At 71.2% G+C, this 15,598-nt stretch carries 15 protein-coding genes; 8 read left to right on the plus strand and 7 right to left on the minus strand.

Features of this window, described 5'->3' with window-relative positions:
* Nucleotides 1–73 precede the first annotated feature (73 nt).
* The 5 genes from DV20_RS07390 (at nt 74) to DV20_RS07405 (ending at nt 4,632) form a co-directional block, all read left to right on the plus strand.
* Nucleotides 74–1,423, plus strand: a complete 1,350-nt coding sequence (locus DV20_RS07390; RefSeq protein WP_043777593.1) for an L-lactate MFS transporter — start codon at nt 74–76, stop codon at nt 1,421–1,423.
* Entirely contained in the window at nt 1,423–1,548 is a 126-nt protein-coding gene (locus tag DV20_RS46965; RefSeq protein ID WP_268747401.1) for an MFS transporter small subunit, read from the plus strand. Before DV20_RS07390 ends, DV20_RS46965 begins: the two co-directional genes overlap by 1 nt.
* The gene (locus DV20_RS07395; RefSeq protein ID WP_043777595.1) at nt 1,545–2,297 is read left to right on the plus strand and encodes an SDR family NAD(P)-dependent oxidoreductase; all 753 of its coding nucleotides are present in this window, start codon (nt 1,545–1,547) and stop codon (nt 2,295–2,297) included. The genes DV20_RS46965 and DV20_RS07395 overlap by 4 nt, the downstream gene beginning before the upstream one ends.
* A 51-nt stretch (nt 2,298–2,348) precedes the next feature.
* A complete protein-coding gene (locus DV20_RS07400; protein WP_043777598.1) occupies nt 2,349–3,773 on the plus strand; it encodes an LCP family protein in 1,425 nt (474 codons plus the stop codon).
* Nucleotides 3,774–4,107: 334 nt separating this feature from the next.
* Nucleotides 4,108–4,632 (plus strand): hypothetical protein, encoded by a 525-nt coding sequence (locus DV20_RS07405; protein WP_043777599.1) that lies wholly within the window; start codon nt 4,108–4,110, stop codon nt 4,630–4,632.
* Here the strand turns inward: DV20_RS07405 and DV20_RS07410 are convergent.
* The 5 genes from DV20_RS07410 to DV20_RS07430 all read right to left on the minus strand — a co-directional run bounded on the left by DV20_RS07410 (nt 4,623) and on the right by DV20_RS07430 (nt 10,184).
* On the minus strand, nt 4,623–6,944 hold the full coding sequence (locus DV20_RS07410; protein WP_043777601.1) for an FdhF/YdeP family oxidoreductase: 2,322 nt from the start codon (nt 6,942–6,944) through the stop codon (nt 4,623–4,625). The genes DV20_RS07405 and DV20_RS07410 overlap by 10 nt on opposite strands.
* Nucleotides 6,945–6,986: 42 nt before the next feature.
* Nucleotides 6,987–8,288 (minus strand): MFS transporter, encoded by a 1,302-nt coding sequence (locus DV20_RS07415; RefSeq protein WP_043777603.1) that lies wholly within the window; start codon nt 8,286–8,288, stop codon nt 6,987–6,989.
* Between the two features lie 65 nt (nt 8,289–8,353).
* The gene (locus DV20_RS07420; RefSeq protein ID WP_043777605.1) at nt 8,354–8,791 is read right to left on the minus strand and encodes a MarR family winged helix-turn-helix transcriptional regulator; all 438 of its coding nucleotides are present in this window, start codon (nt 8,789–8,791) and stop codon (nt 8,354–8,356) included.
* A 53-nt stretch (nt 8,792–8,844) separates the two neighbouring features.
* On the minus strand, nt 8,845–9,843 hold the full coding sequence (locus DV20_RS46090) for a hypothetical protein (protein ID WP_043777608.1): 999 nt from the start codon (nt 9,841–9,843) through the stop codon (nt 8,845–8,847).
* 50 nt (nt 9,844–9,893) lie between these two features.
* A complete protein-coding gene (locus tag DV20_RS07430) occupies nt 9,894–10,184 on the minus strand; it encodes a hypothetical protein (RefSeq protein ID WP_043777610.1) in 291 nt (96 codons plus the stop codon).
* Nucleotides 10,185–10,240: 56 nt separating this feature from the next.
* Between DV20_RS07430 and DV20_RS07435 the strand changes: the two genes are divergently transcribed.
* Nucleotides 10,241–12,862, plus strand: a complete 2,622-nt coding sequence (locus tag DV20_RS07435) for a valine--tRNA ligase (RefSeq protein ID WP_043777612.1) — start codon at nt 10,241–10,243, stop codon at nt 12,860–12,862.
* Nucleotides 12,863–12,914: 52 nt separating this feature from the next.
* Here DV20_RS07435 and DV20_RS07440 read toward each other — a convergent pair whose 3' ends face one another.
* The gene (locus DV20_RS07440) at nt 12,915–13,577 is read right to left on the minus strand and encodes a TetR/AcrR family transcriptional regulator (protein WP_043777614.1); all 663 of its coding nucleotides are present in this window, start codon (nt 13,575–13,577) and stop codon (nt 12,915–12,917) included.
* 81 nt (nt 13,578–13,658) lie between these two features.
* On the opposite strand from DV20_RS07440, the gene DV20_RS44750 reads away from it, so the two are divergent.
* Both DV20_RS44750 and DV20_RS07445 read left to right on the plus strand, forming a co-directional pair.
* Complete coding sequence (locus DV20_RS44750; RefSeq protein ID WP_152603645.1) at nt 13,659–13,892, plus strand: hypothetical protein; 234 nt, start codon at nt 13,659–13,661, stop codon at nt 13,890–13,892.
* On the plus strand, nt 13,889–14,518 hold the full coding sequence (locus DV20_RS07445) for an NAD(P)-dependent oxidoreductase (protein WP_043777617.1): 630 nt from the start codon (nt 13,889–13,891) through the stop codon (nt 14,516–14,518). Before DV20_RS44750 ends, DV20_RS07445 begins: the two co-directional genes overlap by 4 nt.
* 124 nt (nt 14,519–14,642) lie before the next feature.
* Here DV20_RS07445 and DV20_RS07450 read toward each other — a convergent pair whose 3' ends face one another.
* Nucleotides 14,643–15,518, minus strand: a complete 876-nt coding sequence (locus DV20_RS07450; RefSeq protein ID WP_043777620.1) for an SGNH/GDSL hydrolase family protein — start codon at nt 15,516–15,518, stop codon at nt 14,643–14,645.
* Nucleotides 15,519–15,598 lie beyond the last annotated feature (80 nt).

The following is a 15,598-nucleotide window of genomic DNA, read 5'->3' on the forward strand; positions in this document are numbered from 1 at the left end:
CACTCGTATGGTGCAACGCCGGGAATTTAGTAATACATTCCCACCATCAACCCCCAGAATACGGAGGGAACCGATGGCTCTCGGCTTCCTGGACCGATCTCGGATCGTGGCACCGCCGGGCTGGACGCGCTGGCTGGTGCCGCCGGCGGCCCTCTCGGTACACCTGTCGATCGGGCAGGCCTACGCGTGGAGCGTCTTCAAGACCCCGCTCGAGAAGACGATGCACCTCAACGGCACGCAGAGTTCGCTGCCGTTCCAGCTCGGCATCGTCATGCTGGGGCTGTCGGCCGCGTTCGGCGGCACGCTCGTCGAGCGCAACGGCCCGCGCTGGGCGATGTTCGTGTCGATGTGCTGCTTCGCCAGCGGATTCCTCATCTCCGCGCTCGGCGTGGCGACCGGGCAGTTCTGGCTGGTCGTCCTGGGCTACGGCGGCATCGGCGGCGTCGGCCTGGGCATCGGCTACATCTCGCCGGTGTCGACCCTGATCAAGTGGTTCCCGGACCGGCCGGGCATGGCCACCGGCATCGCGATCATGGGCTTCGGCGGCGGCGCGCTGATCGCCTCGCCGTGGTCGTCGTCCATGCTGGGCTCCGCGCCGACGACGAGCACCATCGCGACGGCGTTCCTGGTCCACGGCCTCGTCTACGCGGCGTTCATGTCGATGGGCTGGCTGCTCGTGCGGGTGCCGGCCGACGGCTGGCAGCCCGACGGCTGGGAGCCGAAGACCGACCACGGCACGGCGATGATCAGCACGGCGAACGTCTCGGCCGCCAACGCGATCAAGACGCCGCAGTTCTGGTGCCTGTGGGTGGTGCTGTGCTTCAACGTGACCGCGGGCATCGGCATCCTGGAGAAGGCGTCGCCGATGATCCAGGACTTCTTCAAGGGCACGCCGACGCCGGTGGGCGTGGCCGCGGCGGCCGGGTTCGTCGCCCTGCTTTCGCTGTGCAACATGCTCGGCCGGTTCGTCTGGTCGTCCACTTCGGACCTGGTCGGCCGCAAGAACATCTACCGCACCTACCTCGGCGTCGGCGCGCTGCTGTACCTGGTGATCGCGCTGACGCAGAACTCGTCGAAGCTCGTGTTCATCCTGTGCGCGATGGTGATCCTGTCCTTCTACGGCGGCGGGTTCGCGACGGTCCCGGCGTACCTCAAGGACCTGTTCGGCACCTACCAGGTGGGCGCGATCCACGGCAGGCTGCTCACGGCGTGGTCGGTGGCGGGCGTGCTCGGCCCGCTGATCGTCAACCGCATCGCCGACGGCGAGAAGGCGGCGGGCAAGTCGGGCCCGGACCTGTACACGACGTCGTTCTACATCATGATCGGCCTGCTCGTGGTCGGCTTCGTGGCCAACGAACTGGTGCGCCCGGTCAAGGAGAAGTTCCACGAGCCGGTCCCCGAGGCCGCGAGGAGTGAGGCGTGATGAGCGAGCCGACGACGAAATCGAACCGCGTGCCGCTGATCGTGCTGGCCTGGGCGTGGGTGGTGCTCCCGTTCGGGTACGGCGTCTACCAGCTGCTGCTGAAGCTGGTCCAGCTGTTCGGATGAGCAGGGGAGTCCTGGTCACCGGCGCGTCCCGCGGCATCGGGCGCGCCGTGGCCACGGCGTTCGCGGCGCGCGGCGACCGGATCGCCGTCCACTATGGACATCGAGCCGCCGACGCCGAGGAGACGCTGAAGGCGCTTCCCGGCGAAGGGCACGTGCTGATCGGTGGTGACCTCGCCGATCCCGAAGCGGCCCGAAAGATCGCCGACGCGGCCGAAGCTGGCCTCGGCGGCGTCGACGTGCTGGTGAACAACGCCGCCGTCGCGACGTCGCCCGAGACCGCGCACCCGGTCGCCGGAGTGTCCTATGCGGACTGGCAGCGGATTTGGCGGCGCACGGTCGACGTCAATCTTCTCGGCGCGGCGAACCTCAGCTACTGCGTCGCCCGGCACCTGATCGGACGCGGGGTGCCGGGCAGGATCGTCAACATCGGGTCGCGCGGGGCGTTCAAGGGCGAGCCCGACCACCCCGCGTACGGCGCCAGCAAGGCCGCGCTGCACGCCCTCGGTCAGTCGCTCGCCGTGTCACTGGCGCCGCACGGGATCTCCGTGACGTCGGTGGCCCCCGGCTTCACCGCCACCGAGCGGGTGGCCGCCCGGATCGACGACGACCTGCGCGCGCAGAGCCCGTTCGGCCGGGTCGGCACCCCCGAGGAGGTCGCCGCGGCCGTCGTCTACCTGGCCTCCGCGGAAGCGACCTGGGCGTCCGGGGCGATCCTCGACCTCAACGGGGCCTCACACCTTCGGATGTGACGCAGCTCTCACCCGTGCAGCGGATCCCGGCGTCCGGGCGTCAAGGGAGGCGTGCGCGCACTGGGGAAGATCGTCGTCGCCGGGCTGGCCCTCGTCGTGTTCGGCGGCACGGCGTACGGCTACGCGAACCTCCGCGCCCTCGACGAGGTGACGCGCGACAGCGTGATCGACGCCGAGGGCGAGACGAAGCCGGGCGAACAGCCCGCCGACGGCTCGCTCGACATCCTGCTGGTCGGCCGGGACTCCCGGAGCGACAACCAGGGCCGGCCGCTGGCGCCGGAAGTGCTGCGTGAACTGCGGGCCGGCGCCAACGGGGACGACCTCACCGACACCCTGATCGTGCTGCGGATCCCGAACGGCACCAAAGAGGTGAAAGCGTTCTCCATCCCCCGGGACAGCTACGTCTCGATGCCGGGCGGGAAGGGCAAGATCAACGCCGCGTTCGGGCGGGCGAAGGCGGCCGAAGCGGGGCGGCTGCGCAAGGCGGGCGAGACCGACAAGGCGAAGATCGACCAGGGTGCGCTCACCGCCGCGCGGCGCGCGACCCGCCAGGCGGTCGAAGACCTCACCGGGGTGAAGATCGACCACTTCGCCGAGGTCAACCTGCTCAGCTTCTACGAGATCAGCAAGGCCGTCGGCGGGGTCGAGGTCTGCCTGAAGGAAGCCACCAAGGACAAGAACTCCGGCGCCGACTTCCCGGCCGGGCCGCAGCGCGTCGCGGGAGCGGACGCGCTCGCCTTCGTCCGGCAGCGCGACGGCCTGCCGGGCACCGACCTCGCCCGCGTCCGGCGCCAGCAGGTGTTCCTCGCCGGGCTGGCCCGGCAGGTGCTGTCGGCGGGCACGCTGGCCGATCCGGGGAAGCTGTCGGACCTGATCGAGGCGGTGAAGCGCTCGGTGGTGCTCGACGCGTCGTGGAACCTCCTCGACTTCGTCGGGCAGATGCGCGGGGTCAGCGGCGGCGGGATCCAGTTCGCGACGATCCCCGTGGTCAACGTCGACTACCGCTACGACTCGGCGAACCCCCGCGCCACGGCGGTCCAGGTCGACCCGGCCGCGGTGAAGGCCTTCGCGGCGAGCCTGATCGGCACCGCCGCGCCCGCCGGACCGACCGGACCGGCCTCGCCGGCCGCCCCGGTCACGGTCGACGTCGCCAACGCGAGCTCGAAGGAGGGCCTCGCGGCCCGCGTGGCGGGCGTGCTGCGGGAGAAGGGGTTCACCGCGAGCCCGGCCGGCAACACCGCCGCCCGGCGGACGTCGCTGGTCCGCTTCCGCCCCGACCTGGCCGGACGCGGCGCCGAGGTGGCGAAGCTGCTCGGCGGGCTGGCGACGCAGCCGTCCGCGTCGGTGCCGGCCGGGCACGTCGAGGTGGTGCTCGGGACGGTCTACTCCGGTCCGGGCGCGGCCGCCGGTGGCGGCGCCCCCGCGGGCGCGGGTGACGAGCCGATCACGTCGAACGGTGTCGTCTGCGTCAATTGACCGGCGAGTGATTGCGAGTACCGGATTTTCCGCCGGATCCCGGAAATGCGCGAGGAATTCCCGCGAACACGGCCCGACTGGACCACAGTGGACCACCGGGGTCAGTGGTCTTGACGTTGCCGCACTGGTGAGGCAGGGTGCGATGACCATCGGCGGGGCAAGACCCGCTCGGGGCCGGAAAGTTCACCCGATCGGGGAGCGATCCGGAAAATCGGTTTCAGGGAATACGGAAAGTCCGGAATTTATGCGCACCAGCGTCACCCGGGGTGGGTGGATCTTGCCCGTCCTCGCTTCAGCCGTTCTCTGCGCCGGGTGTCAGTCGGCGTCCGCATCGGTGCACTACCCGAACGCGATCGACGCCTGCCGGCTGGTCGGGCCGAACGCGCAGGCGCAGCTCGCGCCCGGAACCGTCGAGATCCCCGCCGACTCGGTGAAGGCCGCCGACACCAAGGTCGTTCCCGGCGACCGCGCCACCGAGGACAACGAGGTCACCACGTGCCGCCGCCTGTACGCGCGCGACCTCGGCGGCGGCAAGCCCAACCTGCAGGACTACCGGCTCGTCACGATCGCCGTGGTGCGGTTCACGCAGTCTGACGCCGACGAGGCCGCCGCCAAGGCCAGCCAGCTGATGACCGACGCGCTCGGTGACCACTCCGGCGTCCGGCTCGCCACCGGGGTCGGCGACGAGGCCGGCTTCTCCGAACAGTGGGGTGCGGTCCGGACCGGCAACGTCGTGTGCGGCCTGGCCATCGCCGACGGGGGCACCGAGGCCGCGCTGATCCCGCCCGCGACGCTGGACAGCGTGCAGGCCGTGGTCACGGACATGACCGGCACGCTGCGGAAGGACTTTCAGGGCTGAGGTTCCGCCCGGACCGGTTCGAGCCGCACGACGATGGCCTTCGACACCGGCGTGTTCGACTTGTCCGCCACCGAGTCCAGCGGCACCAGCGCGTTCGCCTCCGGGAAGTAGGCCGCCGCGCAGCCGCGTGCGGTCGGGTACGCCACCACCCGGAACGCCGGCGCCCGGCGGTCACCGTCCCGCCACTCCGAGACGAGGTCGACCAGCGCGCCGTCGGCCAGGCCGAGCGCGGTGAGGTCGGCCGGGTTCACCAGCACCACGCGGCGGGCGTTCTCGATCCCGCGGTAGCGGTCGGAGAGCCCGTAGATCGTGGTGTTGTACTGGTCGTGGCTGCGCATCGTCTGCAGCAGCAGCCGGCCCTCGGGAACGCGCGGGTACTCCAGTTCCGACACCGTGAAGTTGCCCTTGCCGTTCGCGGTCCCGGTGAACTCGCGGGAGTCGCGCGGGGCGTGCGGCAGCACGAAGCCGTCCGGCTCGCGGACGCGGCGGTTGTAGTCCTGGCAGCCCGGCACCACCCGCGAGATCCGGTCGCGGATCAGGTCGTAGTCGGTCTCGAACGTCCGCCACGGCACGGCGTGGCCCGCGCCGAAGAGCTTCTCGGCCAGCCGGCAGACGATGGCGACCTCCGAGAGCAGGTGCTCGCTCGCCGGCTTCAGGCGTCCGCGCGAGGTGTGCACCTGCGACATCGAGTCCTCGACCGTGACGAACTGCTCGCCGCTCGCCTGGACGTCCCGTTCGGTGCGGCCGAGCGTCGGCAGGATCAGCGCGGTGCGGCCGTGCACGACGTGGGAGCGGTTCAGCTTCGTCGACACGTGCACGGTCAGCGAGCACGAGCGCAGCGCCTTCTCGGTCAGCTCCGAGTCCGGCGTCGCCGACGCGAAGTTGCCGCCGACGGCGAAGAACACCTTGCCGCGGCCGTCGCGCATGGCCCGGATCGCGTCGACGGTGTCGAAGCCGTGCTCGCGCGGGACCTCGATGCCGAATTCGCCCGCCAGCGCGTCCATGAACGACTGCGGCATCTTCTCCCAGATGCCCATCGTCCGGTCGCCCTGGACGTTCGAGTGCCCGCGCACCGGGCACAGGCCCGCGCCGGGCTTGCCGATCATCCCGCGCATCAGGGCGAGGTTCGCGATCTCGGAGATCGTCGGCACCGCGTGCTTGTGCTGGGTGAGGCCCATCGCCCAGCAGTAGATCGTCCGCTCGGAAGAGGCGATCATCCGCGCGACGCGCTCGATCTGCTCCCGCGGCAGGCCGGTCGCGCGCTCGATCTCCGGCCAGTCGATCTCCTGCAGGTGCTTGGCGTAGTCGTCGAAGCCTTCGGTGACCCGCTCGACGAACTCGCGGTCGACGATCGCGCCCGGCGCTTCGGCGTCCCAGGCCAGCAGCAGGTGCCCGACGGCCTGGAACAGCGCGAGGTCGCCGCCGAGGCGCACCTGGGCGAACTCGTCGGCCAGCGGGGTGCCCTTGCCGATGACACCGCGGACGTTCTGCGGGTTCTTGAACCGCATCAGCCCGGCCTCGGGCAGCGGGTTGACGGCGATGATCTTCGCGCCGTTCCCCTTGGCCTCCTCGAGCGCCGAGAGCATCCGCGGGTGGTTGGTGCCCGGGTTCTGCCCGACGACGACGATGAGGTCGGCCTGGTGGATGTCGGCGAGGCTCACCGAGCCCTTGCCGACGCCGGTGGTGGCCGACAGCGCCGCGCCCGAGGACTCGTGGCACATGTTGGAGCAGTCGGGCAGGTTGTTGGTCCCGAACGAGCGCACCAGCAGCTGGTAGAGGAACGCGGCCTCGTTGCTGGTGCGGCCGGAGGTGTAGAAGATGGCCTCGTTGGGGTCGGTCAGCGCCTTGAGCTCGCCCGCGACCAGCTCGAACGCGGCGTCCCAGGAGATCGGCTCGTAGTGCGTCGCGCCTTCGCGCAGCACGAACGGCTCGGTGATCCGGCCCTGCTGGCCCAGCCAGTAGTCGGTCCTGGTTTCGAGCTCGCCGATCGGGTGCTTCGCGAAGAACTCGCGGTCGACCCGGCGTTTCGTGGCTTCCTCGGCGACGGCCTTGGCGCCGTTCTCGCAGAACTCGGCCAGCTTGCGCTTCTCGCCGTCGACCTCGCGCGGTTCCGGCCACGCGCAGCCGGGGCAGTCGAAGCCTTCGCGCTGGTTCAGCAGCCGCAGCGCCTTGATCGTCCGGCCGGTGCCCAGCTGTTCGACACTGCGCGCGAGCGACACGGCGACCCCGGGGATCCCGGCCGCCCAGCCTTTCGGCTTGCCCACCTCGAGGCGGGATTCGTCCACGTCCTGCGCCGGTGCTTCACGGGTCATGCGTCCATCGTGCGCCTCGATGATCGCCGCGCGCCACGAGGGTCAGGCCGTTCCGGTGCGCAGCCCCCGGTCGGCCACGGTGACCACGAGCAGCACGCCGCTGATGACGACCAGCGCGACGGCCAGCCGGTGCAGGCCTGCCGAGTCCGCGTGCGGGCCGTAGCAAAGCGCGATGAGCGTCGAGGCCACGATCGCGCCGAGGTACTGGGCGGTGCGGAACAGGCCGCTCGCGGTGCCCATCTGCTCGGCCGGCGCTTCGCGGTACAACGTCGTCTGGTTCGCGACGCTGGTCAGGCCCTGTGCGAGGCCGAACAACGCGGCGAGGGCGAGCAGCGCGCCGGCCCACGTGCCGTCGTGGACGAGCAGCAGCAGGGCCGAACCGCCGGCCAGCGCCACCGCGACCGTCACCAGCCGCGCCTTGACGCCGGACGCGTGCCCGGAGAACGCCGCGGCGCAGACGGCGGTGCCCGACATCGGCAGCAGCATCAGCCCGGCCGCCTCCTCCGACAGCCGCCGCGTGGTTTCCAGCCACTGGACGTACCCGAACATGATCGCGTAGATGGCCATGAAGCTCAGCGCCTGCCGCAGGTACGTCCGCAGGATCGCGCCGTTGGCCGCGAGCATCCGCAGGTCGAGGAAGGGCGCGTCGCGCCGTAGCTCCACCAGCGTGAACGCCGTCCCGAACGCGGCGACGACGGCGAGCAGCCAGACCTCGGCGCCGGGGTCCATCAGGAAGAACAACAGCGCCAGCAGCGTCGCGGAGAACAGCGCGATGCCGAGCACGTCGATCCGGGTGGCGGTGCGCTCGCCGCGGTCGTCCGCCGGCACCCACAGCAGCGCCAGGACCAGCGACAACCCGGCCAGCGGGATGTTCACCGCGAAGATCGCGGGCCAGCCGAAGAACCCGATCAGCAGCCCGCCGAGCGTCGGGCCGATCACCATCACCGTCTGGGCGGACATCGACAGCAGCGACAGCACCCGCGCGGGCACGCCCTGGCCGCTTGCCTCGGCGTGGTGGCGCAGCACGGCCATCGCGGCCGGGAACCCCGCGCACGTGCCCAGGCCGAGGACCACCCGCACGCCGGTCAGCCACCCGACGGAGATCGGGATCATGCCGGCGATCCCGGCGACGATCACCAGGGTCGCGCCGCCGAGCAGGACGCGGCGGGCGCCGTGCCGGTCGACCAGCAGGCCGACCACCGGCTGCCCGACCGCGGTGGCCAGGTACAGCGCGGAGATCAGCCAGGCGGTCTGGCCGGGGCCGGCGCCGAAGCTCTGCCCGATCGGCACGAGCGCGACGGCGATGAGGGTGGAGTTGATCGGGTTGAGCACCGCGCCGGCCACCAGCGGGGTGACCAGGCGGGCGCCGAACCGGGCGGGAGCGGTGACGGTGGTCGTGAGGAACTCCTTCAGTGTTGCGCGACGCGCTGCAGCAGCGGCAGCACGCGGGTGATGGCGTCGAGTTCCGCGGGGGACAGCTCGTCGAGCAGGGCATGGGCCAGCCACTCGTCGCGGTGCTGCTGGATCCCGCGCACGGTGTCGCGCCCGGCGTCGGACAGGCTGATCACCACGCGGCGCCGGTCGGCCGGATCAGGCGTGCGGGCGAGGTAGCCCAGCTCGTCGAGGACGCCGAGGGTGGCGGCCATGGACTGCTGCCGCACGTGCTCGGCGGCAGCGAGTTCACCCTGCGTGGCCGGGCCGTCCCGGAGGAGCCGGTGCAGCACGGCGGACTGCGAGGGCGTCAGGATCCCGGCGTTGTCGACTTGGCGCAGCCGCCGGTGCAGCTGCCCGACGACCCCGCGGATCCAGCCGGCGCTTTCGGCCACGTGCGGAGGTACTTCGCCCATGTACACAGTTTAACTGTGTAGTCTAGACTGTGTATTGGCGAGTGGGCCGGATCTCAGTCCGGGCAGCCGTCGAGCGTGGGGACGGGGTACTTCGGGTCGTAGTAGCCCGGGGCGTCGCGCTCGCCGGTCGGCGGCGCGGCCGACGGGGGGTTCGCGTAGCCCGGGGCCAGGTAGCCGTCCTTCGCCGCCGCGCAGCTCACCGACGAATACGCGCCGGTCGTCTTGTCGAGCCACAGGCCCTGGCTGCTCTCCGCGAAGGACGAACCGCTCCGCAGGATGTACGTCTCGTCGAGGCGCTCGAACGAGACGATCTCGGCGGGGCTCACGAGCTCCCGGGGGTGGGCGTGGTCGAAGGCGTAGGCGACCGAGTACTTCGCGTCGACGACCAGCTCACCGGGCCTGCCGCCGGCGCGCGCGGTGAGCGTGCCGAAAGTGCGGGGGCCCGCGTCGAGCAGGTGGTACCCGTCGGCGATCTCCGTGAGGTACACGGCGAAGCCGCCACTTTCCTTGGTCGGCTTCTTGGCCAGCTCCGCGAGGATCTGGTCGCGGTCGTCGGGAGCGAACAAGGCCGCGAACGCCTTCCCGTCGTGCCCGGTCAGGACGGCCGGGTCGAGGTGGGCGGCGCTGATGGCCTGCTTGACCTTGGCGTAGGCGGCGGCGACCGCGTCGGCCTTGAAGGCGCCGACGGCGGCCGGGGCGGGCGAGGTGATGCCGTCGACGTTCTTCGGCCAGACGTCGGCGGGGGTGTGCGCGTACGGCCGGGCCAGGTCGACCGGGGCGACGTCCGGCACCGACGTCGGGTCCGGCGGCGCGGCGTCCTGGGCGGGGCGGCGGCCGACCAGCACGATCGCCGTCGTGGTCACGGCCAGGATCAGCACGAGCACGGCGAAGATCCACCAGCGGCGGCGCGGGCCGCGCGAGGCGCGTTTCTGCTGCTTGCGGAACTGCTTGCGGTCCTTCTTCGCGCCCAGCCAGGCATCGGTCTGCGCGTGCTTGCGCCAGTCCGGGTTCATCAGGTCCGGGTGCGAGTCGAGCAGGTTGTCCTCGTCCACGTGCGTCCCCCCAAGGTCGATGTCTGATCATCGACAGCGGGGGACGAGCGTTACCCGAAGTACGCGAATTCGTTGACGCCGACGCCCTGGAGCTGGTGCACGATGATCGCCGCCGCGACCAAGCCGACCACGATGAGCAGGGCCAGCACGCCCGGCCAGCGGCTCTGCCCCGGCTGCTGGCCACCCGCCCGGCGCTCGCGCTTCCGGCGCTTCTTCAGGTCCTTCTTCGCGCCCAGCCAAGCGTCCCGCGCCGCGTACTTCTGCCAGTCGGGGTTCATCAGGTCCGGGTGCGTCTCGATGCGCCGGTCGTCCGGATCCTGCGGCTGCTGAGGCTGTGTCATCCCGAGTGCCTTCCCCCTGGGTGACCCGCCGTGACGGGTTCGTAGACTTGTCCATTGTGACCGAGAACGCTCCGCAGCAGACCACCGACCTCCCGGGTGCCTGGGACCCGGCCGCCGAGGAAGCACCGATGTACGACCGCTGGGTAGCGGCCGGGTACTTCACGGCCGACGCCTCGTCGGGGAAGCCGCCGTTCTCGATCGTACTGCCGCCCCCGAACGTAACCGGTTCGCTGCACATGGGCCACGCCCTCAACCACACGCTGATGGACGCGATGAGCCGCCGCCGTCGCATGCAGGGCTACGAGGTGCTGTGGCTGCCGGGCATGGACCACGCGGGCATCGCGACGCAGAACGTCGTCGAGCGCCAGCTGGCCGGCGAGGGGCTTTCGCGCCACGACCTGGGCCGGGAGAAGTTCGTCGAGCGCGTCTGGGAGTGGAAGGCCGAGTACGGCGGCAAGATCCTCGGCCAGATGAAGCGCCTCGGCGACGGCGTCGACTGGTCGCGTGAGCGCTTCACCATGGACGAGAACCTGTCGAAGGCCGTCCAGACGGTGTTCAAGAACTTCTACGACGAGGGCCTGATCTACCGGGCCGAGCGGATCATCAACTGGTGCCCGCGCTGCCAGACGGCGCTGTCGGACATCGAGGTCGACCACAACGACGACGACGGCGAGCTCGTGTCGATCCGCTACGGCGACGGCGACACCGCGATCGTCGTGGCGACGACCCGCGCCGAGACGATGCTGGGCGACACCGCGGTCGCCGTCCACCCGGACGACGAGCGGTACGCGCACCTGGTGGGCACCGAGGTCGAGCTGCCCCTGACCGGCCGCCGCATCCCGATCGTGGCCGACAAGCACGTCGACCCGGAGTTCGGCACGGGTGCGGTGAAGGTCACCCCGGCGCACGACCCGAACGACTTCGAGATCGGCCGCCGCCACGACCTGCCGATGCTGACGATCATGAACGAGCGCGCCGAGATCACCGTCCCCGGGCCGTTCGAGGGGCTCGACCGGTTCGAGGCGCGCCCGGCGGTCGTCGCCGCGCTGCGCGAGGCCGGCCGGATCGTCGCGGAGAAGCGGCCGTACGTCCACGCGGTGGGGCACTGCTCGCGGTGCGACACGGTGGTCGAGCCGCGGCTGTCGCTGCAGTGGTGGGTCAAGGTCGAGGAGCTGGCCAAGCTGGCGGGCGACGCGGTCCGCGACGGCCGGACGAAGATCCACCCGCCGGAGCTGGGCAAGCGCTACTTCGACTGGGTCGACAACATGCACGACTGGACGATCTCGCGCCAGCTGTGGTGGGGTCACCGCATCCCGGTGTACTACGGCCCGGACGGCGAAGTCGTGTGCGTCGGCCCGGACGAGCAGCCGCCGTCGGGCGAGGGCTGGACGCAGGACCCGGACGTGCTGGACACGTGGTTCTCGTCGGGCCTGTGGCCGATGTCGACGCTGGGCTGGCCGTCGGCCACCGAGGACCTCGCTCGCTTCTACCCGACGAGCGTCCTGTCGACCGGTTACGACATCCTGTTCTTCTGGGTCGTCCGGATGATGATGTTCGGCGTGCACCAGATGAAGGGGGCGCAGCCCTTCGACCACGTGTACCTGCACGGCCTGATCCGCGACGCGAACGGCAAGAAGATGTCGAAGTCGCGCGGCAACGTGATCGACCCGCTGGAGTGGATGGACGCGTACGGCGCGGACGCGACCAGGTTCACCCTGGCCCGCGGCGCGAACCCGGGCGCGGACATGGCACTGGCCGACGAGTGGGCGGCGGGCTCCCGCAACTTCTGCACGAAGCTGTGGAACGCGACGAAGTTCGCGATGATGAACGGCGCTTCGTTGGCCGAGCCGCTTCCTGCTCCGGGTGACCTGACGGAGGCCGACCGCTGGATCCTCGGGCGGCTCGCCGCCCTGGTGTCCGAAGTGGACGGCCTGTTCGAGGACTTCCAGTTCGCGAAGGTGGCGGGCGCGCTCTACCAGTTCACCTGGAACGAGCTGTGCGACTGGTACCTGGAGCTGGCGAAGGTCCAGCTGTACCAAGGGGATCCCGCGCGCGTCGCGGCCACCCGCTCGGTCCTCGGGCACGTGCTGGACACGGTCCTGCGGCTGCTGCACCCGTTCGTCCCGTTCATCACGGAGAAGCTCTGGACGGCCCTGACCGGCGGCGAGTCGCTGGTGATCGCCGCGTGGCCGGTCCCGTTCGAGGGCTACGCGGATCCGTCGGCCGACGCCCGGATCGCGGACGTCCAGAAGCTGGTGACGGAGATCCGCCGCTTCCGCGCCGACCAGGGCCTGAAGCCGGGCCAGAAGGTGGCGTCCCGCCTGACGGGGTACACGGGCGGCCACGAGTCGTCGATCCGGTCGCTGGTCCGCCTGACGGAGCCCGCTCCGGAGTTCGCGGCGAGCGCGTCCCTGGAGGTGGCACTGGCGGACGGCGTGGTGACGGTGGAACTGGACCTGTCGGGAACGGTCGACGTGGCAGCCGAGCGCAAGCGGCTCCAGAAGGACCTGGCCGCGGCGGAGAAGGAGCTGTCCCAGACGGAGGCGAAGCTGGGCAACGAGGCCTTCATGGCGAAGGCCCCGGAGCAGGTGGTGGCGAAGATCAAGACCCGCAGGGAGACGGCGGTGGCGGACATCGACCGCATCACGGCCCGGCTGGCGGCTCTCCCGGCTTCCTGAAGTCGTCGGTGAAGCCCGGCACTCCCGCGCGGAGTGCCGGGCCGTGGCCGGCTCACCGGGACTGGGCGAGGATTCCGTCGATGAGGACCCGGAGTTTCCAGGCCGCCCGCGATGCGGAGTCGCCGCTGGTCAGCAGGGGGGCGAGGGCGCGGATCGTCGGGTAGTCCTCGGCGGAGAGCGCAGTGTGGACGGCGTCGAGCTGCGCGGCGACGGCACCGGGAGGCTGTTCGCCGCGCGAGGTCGCCTCCTCGAGGGCTGATGAGGCGATGTACTGGCCGAACAGGTCGGCAGCCCAGGCGCAGGCTTCGTCCGCGATGCCGCCCACTCGCAGCAACCGCAGCACCTCCTCGGTGATGCGCAGCGAGTTCGGGCCCGGGGTGAGATCCGTCAAGCCGACCGCGGCGATGTCTCCGTGGGCCGCGAGGGCGTCCACGGCGCGTTTGACGAGCAGCTCGAGCCGGGTCCGCCAGTTCCCGTCGGCATCGGTCGGCAGCTCGACGCCGGACACCGCCAAGTCGTGCGCCAGCGCCATCAGTTCCTGCCGGTCGGCGACGTAGACGTAGAGCGATGCCGGTGCGGTGTCGACGGCCGTGGCGACGCGGCGCATGCTCACGGCCGCCGATCCGAGCTCATCGACCAGCTCGAGTGCGGCGGCGACGATCGACTCACGGCTCAGTGCCGGTTTGGCGGGACGGGTTCGCGGGCTTCCGGGCATACGCCCAGCCTAACGTTGACGAACGATGTTCGCCACGTACACTGTTCGCCACTAACACTGTTCGACAGATGGGGAGACAAGATGGAGGCCCTGTCGGCCACCGACCGGCGTCCTGGACTGCGCCGGGTGTCTGCCGATCGCGGCGACCCCGGTACAAGGATCGATCCCGTGGGCGTGACGGTGGTGAGTGGCGCGGAGAACGCCGCGACGCCCCCGCGCTTCGGACTCGGCGGTGGCACGGCCGGCCTCGTCGCCATCGTCGCCGGTCTGGCGCCGGTCATCCCGCGCTCGCCGGCCACGGGCGGCGACCGGTGAGCGCCCTGGTCGTGTTCGGGGCGAACGGCGCCACGGGCCGCGTCATCGTCGAGGAAGCACTTCGCGCCGGCCACACCGTCACCGCGGCCGTGCGTGATCCGGCCGCCTTCCGGCCCGTCCTCGACGCACCGCTCGACGTCGTGCGGGCCGACATCCGGGACCCGGACAGCGTTCGCGCCGCCGTGACGGGCCGCGACGCCGTAGTCTCGGCCATCGGACCGGCGGGCCGGAAGGCCGGCGGCCTCTATTCCGCGGGCGCCCGCACGCTCGTCGCGGCCATGGTCGCCGTCGGTGTCGGCCGTCTCGTCGCCCTCTCCTCCAGCGGCGCACGCCAAGACGATCCGAACCATCCGCTTTGGTACCGCGTCGTCGCCGGCACCCTGCTGGGGGACCTCTACGGCGACATGCGCCTGATGGAGGACATCGTGCGGGACAGCCCGCTCGACTGGACTTTCGTCCGGCCCGCACGCATCGTCGACGAGCCGCCGACGGGGGTCTACCGCGTAGCGGACGGCGCCAACCCGAAGGGCGGCACGAGCGTCCCCCGGACCGACCTCGCCCGGTTCGTCGTCCATGCGGTCGACGACGGGCGCTGGTCGCGGAGCTTTCCGACGATCGCCCGATGAGATGGACACTCCGCCTGAACCGGATCCGGCGGGAAACTCGGATTCGGGCCTGCTCGGACCGGAACCGGCCCGAGCAGCCCCCGAATTCCACGCTCCCGCGGGGTACCGGCAGTTTCGGCCGCCGTCAGCGCAACGTCTTGAGCACCACCGCGGCCACGCCGGCCATCCCGGCCTGCAGCGGGTGGTAGGCCGCCGCCGCGAAGAGGTTCTGGTTCCTGCCGTTGACCCACGCCGAGCCGCCGCGCGCGCAGGCGTCGTGGCCGGTCGACGGGCCGAAGGTGTCGACGTACTCCGCGGCGGCGTCCGCGGCCGCGTCCGAGAGGGCCGCGTTGAGGTCGCTCTCGACGCGGTTCAGCCACGCGTAGTCGCCCTCGGCGAACGGGAGGACGTCCGGGCAGTAGCCGCTTTCCGGCGCGATCCGCGGATAGCCCACGACGATCACCCGCGCTCCGGGCGAGCGCTGGTGGATCGTGGTCAGGATGGCCTCGACCCGGGGGTGGATGGCGGTCACGGCCATCTGCACGGTGTCGACGCCGTTGACCGTGAAGTGCTGTTCGCAGGGGTTGCCGGCCGGGGCGCCCGCACGCAACCCCGGGCACGTCGCGAGCAGCCGGCCGAAGAGGCCGAAGTCGTTGCCGCCGATACCGACGGTGACCAGGTCGGTGTCGAGCCGCAGGGCGTCCAGCTGCGGGGGGTTCGTGGCGTTGAAGGTCACGCTCTGCGGCGCGGTCATCGATCCCGTGTCGGCGCCGGCGCAGCTGACGTCGGTGAACACGGCGGGGTGCAGCGCGGCCGCCAGCACCGAGGGGTAGTTCGCCGTCGACCGCGCGCAGCCGAGGGGATCGGACCGCTGGATCGGGATGAACGGCCCGGAAGTGTAGGAGTCGCCGAGGGCGACATAGTGGTGGATGGTCCCGGCCGCCGAAGCGGCGGCCGTGATGGTGGTGGTGAGCAGGATGGCTGCCGAGGTGACGGCGACGAGCAGCCGGGCGGTGCGCATGGAGACCCCCGTTCTGTTCCGGTAGACGCTCCTTCACATGTAGCGAGCACCGGACGGCTCGGGGGCGGACTTCACCCGCC

It is taken from the genome of Amycolatopsis rifamycinica, from assembly GCF_000695625.1.
GTDB classification, from domain to species: Bacteria; Actinomycetota; Actinomycetes; order Mycobacteriales; family Pseudonocardiaceae; genus Amycolatopsis; species Amycolatopsis rifamycinica.

What these genes read in the sequence shown, in the direction of transcription:
- DV20_RS07390 (WP_043777593.1), top strand. Translation starts at nt 74, where the DNA reads ATGGCTCTCGGCTTCCTGGACCGATCTCGGATCGTGGCACCGCCGGGC.
- DV20_RS46965 (WP_268747401.1), top strand. Translation starts at nt 1,423, where the DNA reads ATGAGCGAGCCGACGACGAAATCGAACCGCGTGCCGCTGATCGTGCTG.
- DV20_RS07395 (WP_043777595.1), top strand. Translation starts at nt 1,545, where the DNA reads ATGAGCAGGGGAGTCCTGGTCACCGGCGCGTCCCGCGGCATCGGGCGC.
- DV20_RS07410 (WP_043777601.1), bottom strand. Translation starts at nt 6,944, where the DNA reads ATGACCCGTGAAGCACCGGCGCAGGACGTGGACGAATCCCGCCTCGAG.
- DV20_RS07420 (WP_043777605.1), bottom strand. Translation starts at nt 8,791, where the DNA reads ATGGGCGAAGTACCTCCGCACGTGGCCGAAAGCGCCGGCTGGATCCGC.
- DV20_RS07430 (WP_043777610.1), bottom strand. Translation starts at nt 10,184, where the DNA reads ATGACACAGCCTCAGCAGCCGCAGGATCCGGACGACCGGCGCATCGAG.
- DV20_RS07440 (WP_043777614.1), bottom strand. Translation starts at nt 13,577, where the DNA reads ATGCCCGGAAGCCCGCGAACCCGTCCCGCCAAACCGGCACTGAGCCGT.
- DV20_RS44750 (WP_152603645.1), top strand. Translation starts at nt 13,659, where the DNA reads ATGGAGGCCCTGTCGGCCACCGACCGGCGTCCTGGACTGCGCCGGGTG.
- DV20_RS07450 (WP_043777620.1), bottom strand. Translation starts at nt 15,518, where the DNA reads ATGCGCACCGCCCGGCTGCTCGTCGCCGTCACCTCGGCAGCCATCCTG.